Source organism: Microbacterium ginsengisoli (assembly GCF_000956535.1).
In the GTDB taxonomy this organism is placed as follows: Bacteria; Actinomycetota; Actinomycetes; order Actinomycetales; family Microbacteriaceae; genus Microbacterium; species Microbacterium ginsengisoli.
This window is the reverse complement of record NZ_JYIY01000028.1, coordinates 1-6732: the sequence shown is the minus strand read 5'-3', so window position 1 is coordinate 6732 and position 6732 is coordinate 1. Positions and strand designations below refer to the sequence as shown.

At 67.6% G+C, this 6732-nt stretch carries 9 protein-coding genes; 7 read left to right on the top strand and 2 right to left on the bottom strand.

All coding sequences use genetic code 11. The annotated features are described in order from the left end of the window. The first annotated feature begins 315 nt into the window (after window positions 1-315). Window positions 316-525 (top strand): hypothetical protein, encoded by a 210-nt coding sequence (locus RR49_RS00350; protein WP_045245741.1) that lies wholly within the window; start codon window positions 316-318, stop codon window positions 523-525. 116 nt (window positions 526-641) lie between these two features. Here RR49_RS00350 and RR49_RS15540 read toward each other — a convergent pair whose 3' ends face one another. Next, window positions 642-992 carry a hypothetical protein gene (locus RR49_RS15540; protein ID WP_005052795.1) on the bottom strand — a complete coding sequence of 117 codons (351 nt, stop codon included), beginning with the start codon at window positions 990-992 and terminating at the stop codon, window positions 642-644. 60 nt (window positions 993-1052) lie between these two features. Here RR49_RS15540 and RR49_RS15000 point away from each other — a divergent pair, with 60 nt between their 5' ends. From RR49_RS15000 to RR49_RS00325, 6 genes are all read left to right on the top strand, one after another. Continuing rightward, window positions 1053-1526 carry a MurR/RpiR family transcriptional regulator gene (locus RR49_RS15000; protein ID WP_164743636.1) on the top strand — a complete coding sequence of 158 codons (474 nt, stop codon included), beginning with the start codon at window positions 1053-1055 and terminating at the stop codon, window positions 1524-1526. Beyond that, a complete protein-coding gene (locus RR49_RS14995) occupies window positions 1442-2032 on the top strand; it encodes an SIS domain-containing protein (protein ID WP_005052796.1) in 591 nt (196 codons plus the stop codon). Before RR49_RS15000 ends, RR49_RS14995 begins: the two co-directional genes overlap by 85 nt. Window positions 2033-2134: 102 nt before the next feature. Beyond that, entirely contained in the window at window positions 2135-2968 is an 834-nt protein-coding gene (locus RR49_RS00340) for an extracellular solute-binding protein (protein ID WP_005052797.1), read from the top strand. After that, on the top strand, window positions 2965-3795 hold the full coding sequence (locus RR49_RS00335) for a tyrosine-protein phosphatase (RefSeq protein WP_005052798.1): 831 nt from the start codon (window positions 2965-2967) through the stop codon (window positions 3793-3795). Before RR49_RS00340 ends, RR49_RS00335 begins: the two co-directional genes overlap by 4 nt. Window positions 3796-3813: 18 nt before the next feature. Beyond that, window positions 3814-4719, top strand: coding sequence for a phosphodiesterase (locus RR49_RS00330; protein ID WP_005052799.1), 906 nt, complete (start codon window positions 3814-3816; stop codon window positions 4717-4719). Window positions 4720-4773: 54 nt separating this feature from the next. Then, a complete protein-coding gene (locus RR49_RS00325) occupies window positions 4774-5940 on the top strand; it encodes an amidohydrolase family protein (protein WP_045245739.1) in 1167 nt (388 codons plus the stop codon). Between the two features lie 22 nt (window positions 5941-5962). Here RR49_RS00325 and RR49_RS15750 read toward each other — a convergent pair whose 3' ends face one another. Next, on the bottom strand, window positions 5963-6544 hold the full coding sequence (locus RR49_RS15750) for an ABC transporter permease (RefSeq protein WP_005052801.1): 582 nt from the start codon (window positions 6542-6544) through the stop codon (window positions 5963-5965). Window positions 6545-6732 lie beyond the last annotated feature (188 nt).

Here is a 6732-nt window from a genome sequence, read left to right as displayed (position 1 = left end):
TAGGGTGAAGCACGTCGAGGTCCTCGTGATGGATCAGCAGTTGGCGCTACTGATCCTCGGGGACCTCGACCCCTACCCGCCGACCATCACCCGGCGAGCCTCACCCCCACCGCATGTCCGAAGAGCCCCCAATTCCCTTGGTCACCCCGGTGTGAACCATGCACCCCGGGCGGGCCATCCCCGTATCGGTGCACACCGTGCGTAGCGAGCTTTCCCGGAATCTCCTTGTGTCCTGGCGTTAACACGGGTGTCGTAGCATCGCATTAGCACCGCGACCACTCCTGAGAGTTGCACCCGGGATGAGGTGAATGCATCGTGACGGCACCGGGGTATGAGTTCAGCGTCTGGGAGCGCTACGCCACCGAGTTCACACTGGCTTTCGGTGACAATCCGTCGCGCATCCGGGCGGTGCGGGTGGCCTACTTCGAGCACGAGTTCGATGTGGACTTGATTGCGCAGCTCAGCGGTTTTCCTGTTTGGAGAATCCGACAGGCGTTGTCCCAGGGACTTCCACAGGCGAGCTGAAGAATCGTCGACCAGAGTCCCAGAACTGCTCGCCCATCTACCATCCCCTTGCGGGCACTGCGCGGTGAGGGGACGTCAGCGTGCGACGGTTCGGCCCGGGCGCGATGTCTCCCCTTTCACGTCTGAGTGGCCATCGGTCTGATCGGGCCATGAGCAGGATCAGTTTCGCGCGTCGCCCCCGCCCTCTGGTTCCGCGCTGCGGGCGTCATCGTCGTGGCAGGCTTCTTCGCGTCGTTGGTTACCGGTGTCTGCTGCCCCGGCGCCCCCGCCAGCGGAACATCGACGTGCGGAACGTTCGAGCGCTTGACCGCCGGGATCGACAGATCACGTGGCTCTGGCTCGCACGGACGGTCATCGTAGGCGCCATCGCGGCGCTCGAGGTGGGCGTCTTCGGTCGAGTCACCCTTGGCCGACTTCCTTGCGGGCATGGCACTGTTCGGGAGCTCGAGCGGACGCAGGGAGGTCATGAAATTGCCTTTCGCGGATAGCGGAGGCGATGAACGCTGCGTTCACCTATGGTTGGGGTCGTGGTCGCATTGCGCCCATACGATGTGCGGCGAACCCGAAAGGTGATCACCGGCTACATGAACTCGCCCCTCAACGAGCCGCCGCTCGGCGGAACCATCGACCACATCCTCTCGATCCTGCCGTCGCTCGTACCGAGCGCGCAGCGCGTCGCCCGCATCTGCGCCGAGCGACCCCACGACGTGGTCGACATGTCGGGCGCCGACCTCGCCGAAGCCGCCAACACGTCGCCGGCCACCGTCAGCCGCACCGCCCAGGCGCTGGGGCTGCGCAGCTTTCAGCACCTGCGCATGCTGCTCGTGCGTGACCTCGCCGCCGACGCCACCGCCGCGCCCGACGCACCCGCCGGCACCGAGGGCTTTCTGCGGTGGCTGGCCGAGGGGCGGGTGGGATGCTGCAGACCGCGCTCGCCTCGATCGACCCGGTCGCGTTCGACGCCGCTGCCGACGCCATCGCCCGCGCGCCGCGCCTGCTGATCTCGGGCACCGGCGCCTCGCACGCCGCCGCCCAGGCGTCGGCCGTCGCGTTCGCCGTCAACGGCCGGCCCTGCGAAGCGCCCGCTGACGGCGTGGTCGCCCACCTCACCGCCCGCGTGCTCGCCCCCGGTGATGTGTGCCTCATCGTCAGCTCGAGTGGCGCCAACTCGGTGACCCTCGCGGTTGCGGACGCCGCCGTCGACGCCGGCGCCACCGTGATCGGGGTCACGAGCTTCGCCCGTACCCCGCTCACCACCCGCGCCGACCACCTGCTCGTCGCCGGTGCGCGCTTCCAGGCGTGGGATCAAGGCATTCTCGGCAGCGGGCTCGTACAGCTGCTCGTGCTCAACGCCCTGCAGATCGCCGTCGCCGACCGCATGAGCGACGCCGCCGACCGCGCGCGCCTCGCGGTGCGCGAAGAGGTGCTCGACATCGTCGCCGACGACGGCTCCGACGCCGAGGCATCCGACGTGCCAGACGTTATCGACCACGGCGATGGGCGTTGACACTCCGTTTGCAGGAAATTCACTTTCCTCGATTGCAATAGCTCTGCAAGCGGATTTCGCGGGAAGGCCCCGGTTCGTCAGGTCGCTTGCAGAAGGCGACTCATGGGAACGATCCAGCTCTCTGGTGTCGGTCGCTCCTTCAAGAGCACCGCCGCCGTCAGTGATATCGACCTGATCATCGAAGACGCCGCCGCGCAGATCACCGAGTCCACCGGTGCCCCCTCGATGAGCGCGTCGTGCGTGATCACCGGCGGCAGCTGGTGCATGCAGGGCCTCTTCCTCTCGAACGGCGCCCAGGTGCTGAGCGATGACCGCACGACGATCGAGTTCGGCTCGGACGCCGCGATCGATACGGTCGCGACCTTCACCGAGATGTACGAGGACGGCGTGCTCACCAACGAGGACTTCACCAGCCAGTACGAGGCGTTCGCGCAGGGGAAGACCGCGATCCACGTCAACAGCTCGGCCCTGCAGGGCGCGTTCATGATGGGCGCCGAGGCCGGTGGCTGGACCCTCGACGCTCACACCCTGCCCGCGTTCGGAGACCAGGCGGTCGTGCCCACCAACTCGGGCTCGTTCCTCGCGATGTTCGCCACCGACCCCGCCAAGCAGGCCGCCGCGTGGGAGCTCATGCAGTTCATGACCAGCCCCCGCGCCTACGAGATCATCTCGACCCAGATCGGGTACCTACCGCTGCGCAGCAGCATGGCCGACGAGGGCGGACCGCTCTATGACTGGGTCGAAGCCAACCCGCTCGTGAAGCCCAACCTCGAGCAGCTCGACGCGCTCGAGCCGTGGGTGTCGTACCCCGGCGACAGCTACGCCCAGGTCGACCAGGTGCTCGCCACCGCCATCGAAGACGCGGTCTTCTACGGCGCCGACCCGGCCGCCACTATGACCGAGGCCGCCGAGCGCGCGCAGGGGCTGATCGAATGACCATCGACCTCGACCTGACGCCTTCGGCGACGGATGCCGCGGCCGCTTCGTCGCCGGATGCCGCGACCGCGGCGCCTCGTGAGCGTCGCCACGCCGTGGCCGGCCTCTACAACCTGCGCGACACCGGCGGCTACCGTGCAGCCGGCGGCACCAGCCGGTGGGGCAAGCTGCTGCGGTCAGATGCTCTGCACCGCATCGACGCGACCGGTCGCGACCGGCTGGCCGAGATCGGCGTCGCCCACATCATCGACCTGCGCGGCGGCGACGAGCGCGCCACAGCGCCGAGCGCGGTCGACGGGCTCGAGGTCACCGTGCACCACCTGCCCGTGTTCGACGACGCCGACCCGGCCGCGCAGGCCACCACGCACGTCGGACTCGTGCCCGTCTACGACCACATCGTCGACGAGCGCGGGGCGCAGCTGGTCGACGCGATCCGGGTGATCATCGCGGCTGACGACGACGACGCGGTGCTCGTGCACTGCACCGCCGGCAAAGACCGCACCGGTCTCGTCGTGGCCTTCGCGCTCGCCGCCGCCGGGGTCGACCGCGACGACGTCGTGGCCGACTACGCCGCCACCGCCGAGAACCTGCGCGGCGAGTGGTCAGACGCGATGACCGCCGTCTTCGAACAGCGCGGCATCGAACTGACCGCGGGAATGGTCGAACTCATCACCGAGAGCCCCGCCGAGGTGCTCGAGGCGCTGCTCGAGCGCATCGACCGCGAGCACGGGTCGATCAGCGCCTACCTCCTCGCCCACGGACTCACCCCCACCGAGCTCGAGCGTCTCACCGCCGTGATCATCGACCCCGCCGCCACCGCGGTCTGATCGGAAGGAACACACACCATGTCGCACATCGCGAGCCAGCATCCCGCTCCCGAGCACTTCATCCTGCATGTCTCTGACACCCACTTCGTGGGCGACGGCGACCTGCTGCACGAGCGCATCGACAGTGACAAGAACCTCGCAGAGCTGTTCGACGGCTTCACCAAGGCCAACGCCCGCCCCGAAGCGATCGTGTTCACCGGCGACCTCGCCGACACCGGCCGCCCCGACGCCTACGAGCGCCTGCGGGCCATCGTCGAGCCCGCCGCCGAGAAGCTCGGTGCCCAGGTGATCTGGGTGATGGGCAATCACGACGAGCGCGTCGCGTTCCGCCGCGGCCTGCTCGACGAGGAGGCCGACCAGTCCGAGCCCGTCGACCGCGTCTACGACGTCAACGGTCTGCGCATCATCGCGCTCGACTCGACGGTGCCCGGGCAGCACCACGGCGAGATCAGCGACGAGCAGTTGGCGTGGCTGCGCCGCGAGCTCGAAGTCCCCGCGCCCGACGGCACCCTCATCGCGCTGCACCACCCGCCCGTGCCGAGCCCGATCGGGCTCATCGCCCTGGTCGAGCTGCGCGACCAGGAGCGCCTCGCCGAGGTCATCCGGGGCACCGACGTGCGCGGCATCCTGGGCGGTCACCTGCACTACTCGACCACCAGCACGTTCGCGGGCGTGCCCGTGTCGGTCGCGTCGGCGACCTGCTACACGCAGGACCTCGCCGTCGCCTACCCCGGTGCCCGCGGCCAGGACGGCGGCCAGTCCTACAACCTCGTGCACGTCTACGGCGACCGGGTGCTGCACTCCGTCGTGCCGATCGGGCAGTTCCCGACCGTCTACGAGATGACTCCCGAGATGCTCGAGGCGTTCATGAACATGACCCCCGACGAGCAGCTCGCCGCCGTCAACGCGTCGGCGGGAGAGTAGTCAGCCCGTGAACAATAATGTCTCGTATCTACATCTCCTCGAACGGAGCAGTTCATGACGGATTCCACGCTCGGCGCAGTCTCTGCGACCGCGATCACGAACACCAGGGTCTTCGACGGACACAGTCTGAGCGCCCCCACGACGGTCGTCGTCCAGCCCGACGGGCGCATCGGTGACGTATCAGCGGATGCGGTCGTCGTCGGTGCCGCTGTCGTCAACGCGGAAGGTACGGTGCTCCTTCCTGGCCTGATCGACTGTCACATGCACCTGAAGGGGCGCGAGTCCCTCGAGACGCTCGCCACGTACGGTGTCACCACCGGCCTGGACATGGCGACATGGCCCGCATCACAGTTCCAGTCGTTGCGGGGACTGAGGGGAGTCGCTGACTTCCGCACCGCCGGCATGGCGGCGACATCTCAGGGCAGCACGCACAGCCGCATTCCGACCTATCCGGACGTCGCGCTGGTCGATTCCCCCGACAAGGCGGAGCGGTTCGTCGAGGTGCAGGTGGCAGACGGGGTGGATTACATCAAGATCATCGCCGATCTGCCCGGTCCCACCCAGGACGTGCTCGATGCACTCGTGGCTGCTGCGCACGCGCGGGGGCTCAAGGTCATCGCGCACGCAGCCCTGTACGAAGCTGTGCGTATGAGCCTCGCTGCGGGGGCCGACATGATCACCCATGCTCCACTCGACCGCGCGCTCGACGATGCGACGGCTGAGACGATGCTCGCCCAGGGCACGGTGTTCATCCCGACCTTGACGATGATGAAAGGCGTCGCCGCGAATCTCACCGCAGCGGGCGTTCCCGGTGTGAGCTATGCACACGCCCACGAGAGCACGCGCGCGATGCATGCCGCGGGCGTTCCGGTCCTGGCCGGCACCGACGCCTACATCGGGTCCTTCACACGGGCATCGCCGCCATACGGCGAGAGCATGCACGACGAAGACGCCTACATCGGGCTCCTCGAACGGGCAATGCCGCCATACGGCGAGAGCATGCACGACGAACTCGCTCTGCTCGTGGACGCCGGCCTGTCAACAGCCGAAGCGCTGCGCGCTGCCACCTCGACGGCCGCGCACGCGTTCTCACTCGACGATCGGGGGGCGATCACCCCCGGATTGCGAGCCGACCTCGTGCTGGTGGACGGCGATCCGCTCACCGACATCGCTGCCGCGCGTCGCGTTCTGCGTGTGTGGTGCGGCGGCATCGAGGTGTGAGGGCGTCCTCTCGACCGCGGTGTCACTCCACGGCGGTGTTCGCGCCGTGGTGCCACGCGAGCACCCGGTTCTCGACGACGATGAGCAGCAGGTTGAACACGTACCCGAAGATCCCGATGAGCACGATGCCCGACCACATGTCCGTGATCGCGAACGACCTCTGCGACTGAAGAACGAAGACGCCGATCCCGTTGCCTCCCGCCATCATCTCGCTCACGACGACCATGATGAGCGCGAGCGAAAGACTCGTGCGCATTCCGGCAAAGATCTGCGGAGCTGCCGCGGGAAGTGCGACCTGCAACTCGTAGCGGAACCAGTGGATGCCGTACACCCGGGCGGTCTCGCGCAGTCCGGGGTCCATTCCTCTGATTGCAGCTTCGGTATTGAGGAGCACGGGCCAGAGGCAGATGAAGGTGATCAGAATCACCTTCGCGGTGTCGTCGAGGCCCAGCACGATGATGACGAGGGGAATCAACGCGACCGCAGGGATCGCGCGCAGGAACTCGAGCACGGGTGCGAACATCGCCTGGAGGCGGTGCGCCTGACCGAGAACGAACCCCACGACCACGCCGATGACCACAGCGCCGATGAACCCGATCATCATCCTGGAAAGACTCGGCAAGACGTCGCTCGCCATCCGCGCGAAGAGCCAGTTCTCCTGGAAAGCGACTAGGGCGTGTCTCTTAAAGCCTTGAGCCAGATGGTGATGGCGCGTAGGACGACGCCGCCGCGATAGGTCAGGGCGAGTTTGTCGTAGCGGGTGGCCAAGGCGCGCCATTGCTTGAAGATGTT

Excerpts from the sequence above, each read along its gene's own strand:
- RR49_RS15540 (WP_005052795.1), bottom strand. The coding sequence starts at position 992 with ATGACCTCCCTGCGTCCGCTCGAGCTCCCGAACAGTGCCATGCCCGCA.
- RR49_RS14995 (WP_005052796.1), top strand. The coding sequence starts at position 1,442 with ATGCTGCAGACCGCGCTCGCCTCGATCGACCCGGTCGCGTTCGACGCC.
- RR49_RS00340 (WP_005052797.1), top strand. The coding sequence starts at position 2,135 with ATGGGAACGATCCAGCTCTCTGGTGTCGGTCGCTCCTTCAAGAGCACC.
- RR49_RS00335 (WP_005052798.1), top strand. The coding sequence starts at position 2,965 with ATGACCATCGACCTCGACCTGACGCCTTCGGCGACGGATGCCGCGGCC.
- RR49_RS00330 (WP_005052799.1), top strand. The coding sequence starts at position 3,814 with ATGTCGCACATCGCGAGCCAGCATCCCGCTCCCGAGCACTTCATCCTG.
- RR49_RS00325 (WP_045245739.1), top strand. The coding sequence starts at position 4,774 with ATGACGGATTCCACGCTCGGCGCAGTCTCTGCGACCGCGATCACGAAC.
- RR49_RS15750 (WP_005052801.1), bottom strand. The coding sequence starts at position 6,544 with ATGATGATCGGGTTCATCGGCGCTGTGGTCATCGGCGTGGTCGTGGGG.